Source organism: Stieleria sp. (assembly GCF_041595215.1).
Taxonomy (GTDB): domain Bacteria; phylum Planctomycetota; class Planctomycetia; order Pirellulales; family Pirellulaceae; genus Stieleria; species Stieleria magnilauensis.
The window spans coordinates 1-2,661 of the sequence record NZ_JBFHKV010001134.1 but is presented as its reverse complement, the minus strand read 5'-3'; the positions used below and the strand labels follow the sequence as shown (position 1 = coordinate 2,661).

Below are 2,661 nucleotides of genomic sequence, written 5' to 3'. Positions count from 1 at the left end.
GATGGGAGAGGCTTCGGCGCCGCGGGGTCAATCAAATTCCCATCGTATCGCGAGCGCCCGAGCGACAAGTAGAAACCCTACTGCGGCAATCATCAACACCGCTAGCTGTGGCAGCAATGCATCGGCAGGCAGATCACGCCAAAAAACTTTGTCGTACCCGTCCAGCGCCCACGCGTTGAAGGTCCAAAGCCCCAGTTCTCGCATCCGTTCGCTCATCACATACCGGGGCACCATCGACCCGCCGAGCGCGCTCATCGTCAAAATCAAAATCACCGACAGCCCATTGAGCTGCCCGCGCGTCTTGCAAAGTGTCGCCAGGAACAAACCGAACGCGGCTGCGGCCGAACTGGTCACCAGGGTCATCATCACGAACCCGTCCAGGTGCCCGCGCAAGTCAATTCCGAAAACGTATTGTCCCCAGACGAACATCACACACACCTGCACGAATCCCAGTGCGGTGAGGTAGAACCATTTCCCCAACAATAGTTGATCCATCGTCAATTCAGTCGACAACAATCGATCCAACGTCGTGTTCTCGCGTTCTTCCAGCAACACACCGCCACCGCCGGTGGCACCGAACAGCAAGAACATCACCGCGATGCCGGCGGCATACATGCTGACCACCGGGTTCGCCTTGTCCTCTCCAATGACGTCCACGATCTGCACCAGTTCGGACGGGTCCAACGATTCCGCCGGAACGACAGACTGCTGTCGAACGAGTTGGTTGGGCACCGCCGTCGCCTCACCGGTGGGGGGACGGCGCACCATCGTCCGCCGCGCCCTGGCCGCTTGTCGCGTCTTGGCGATCACCAGTTCACGCCCCACCAACGCCGACACGACCTGGCCGGCGACCTGGTCGGACGCGTCGGCAAGCAAATCCGATCGGATCGCTTCGCCCTGTCCCGGTTTGAGCACAATGGCGATGGTCACGTTGCCATGGCGAACCATGTCCGACGCGTCGTGAAGGCTTAATGCTTCGTCTTGTGCATCATCGTTCATCAATCGCAGACCGGCGCTGTTGCGCAACGATTCGACGATCGCGGTGCTGTCTGGCGATTGAACCTCGTCAACAATCACCACCTTCACCTTCGGCGTGGTTCCGCTGCCGATCCCGTTTCCGAAGATCAACGCAAACACGCTGAAGAACGCAATCGGGACCACGAACGTCAACAGAAGTTCGATCCGATTGTGTAGCAGTCGCCGCAGACTGAGTTGCATGATCGTCCAAATCACGAGCGTTCTAATCCCTCAGTTCGTTGCCGGTCAGATGCAGGAAGACGTGATGCAACGAAGGCGCCTGTACCTCCATGTCAGACACCACGTAGCCACCGTGCTGGACCGCCTTTAAAAACGGCCCCAAATTGACGGTGACATCGTCGATCCGTGTTTCGATCAGGTCACGACCGGCTTCACCGACGTGAACCGTCCGGCGTTGACCGCCATCGCCGGGCACCGTCACCGGCGCGGTCAGCGGGCGATCCACACGCACTCGAACCAGCCGTGAATGCCCGACGGTGCTCAACACCAATTCATCGATGGTCCCGTCGGCAATCACGCGGCCTTGATCCAAGATCACGATCCGATCGCTTCGCTGTTCCGCTTCGTCCAGATGGTGCGTCGTCAACAGAATCGAAGCCCCCTCGTCACTCAGCTGATCCAGCATCGTAAAGATCCGTTCGCGACTTTGGGGATCGACGCCGACGGTCGGTTCATCCAACAAGATGATCTTGGGCTGATGTAACACCCCGCAAGCGAGGTTCACACGCCGCTTCATGCCTCCCGAGAAACCACCCACCAGGTCTCTGGCGCGGTCGGTCAATCCCGTCCATTGGAGCGCCCAGTCGATGCGTTTTTTCAGTTCGCGGCGCGGCACGCCATGAAACTTGCCAAACGCCATCAGGTTTTCGCGCGTCGTCAGGTCTCCGTAAAGTGCCAGATCTTGGGGAACCAACCCGAGTGCCTGACGGGCTCCGATCGAATCGATCGGGTGGCCGAACACCTTGATCGTCCCCTCGGTCGGTCGCGTTCGTCCGGCCAACGCACGGATCAGCGTCGTTTTCCCGGCACCGTTGGGCCCGAGAAAAGCGAGGCATTCCCCGCGACCGAGTTCGAAATCCACGCCACGCAACGCTTCGATCCGCCGGTAGTGCTTGCGCAGGTTGACGATTTCCAGGGCGGGAGATTCGGCGTAGATCACGGCATTGGAATCCGACCAGGATGGAAGAGCCTCTATCGATCGCCGAGTATGTCAAACCTTGCCGACCACGTCACCGCGAAAAGAGCCGAAAAGCAAACTCGCCCAGACCACCCAAATCACCTGCTCTATCACTCAGAACTGGCTTCGATGCCATCCTTCTTGCTGGCGCAGGTATCGACGCCTCCTGAATCGCCCTCCTTGGCAGGGCGGCCGAGCGCAGCGAGGGGCATACGCATCAAGTTAAGAAGTAACCCTCCCGTCTGCGGGAGGATCGAGCGCAGCGAGGGAGGGCGAGCCTTAGGTCTGCCGATCACTGAGGGAGCCACGAGAGATCAAAACGGCGACGTTCCTCCGCACGGAAGCGATGTCCTTATCCCGAAGGGATCACAGCGAGTAGCCGGAGGTCAGCGCAGCGCCACCTCCGGGCAACGCCCTCGATCCCCACCACGACCCCGGACGGGGTC

Annotated in this window: 2 protein-coding genes; both read right to left on the bottom strand. The window is 59.9% G+C overall.

The window, feature by feature from the left end; genetic code table 11:
- Nucleotides 1-27 precede the first annotated feature (27 nt).
- Entirely contained in the window at nt 28-1,233 is a 1,206-nt protein-coding gene (locus ABX749_RS28880; RefSeq protein WP_372899087.1) for an ABC transporter permease, read from the bottom strand.
- A 7-nt stretch (nt 1,234-1,240) separates the two neighbouring features.
- Entirely contained in the window at nt 1,241-2,197 is a 957-nt protein-coding gene (locus ABX749_RS28875) for an ABC transporter ATP-binding protein (protein ID WP_372899086.1), read from the bottom strand.
- Nucleotides 2,198-2,661: the final 464 nt, after the last annotated feature.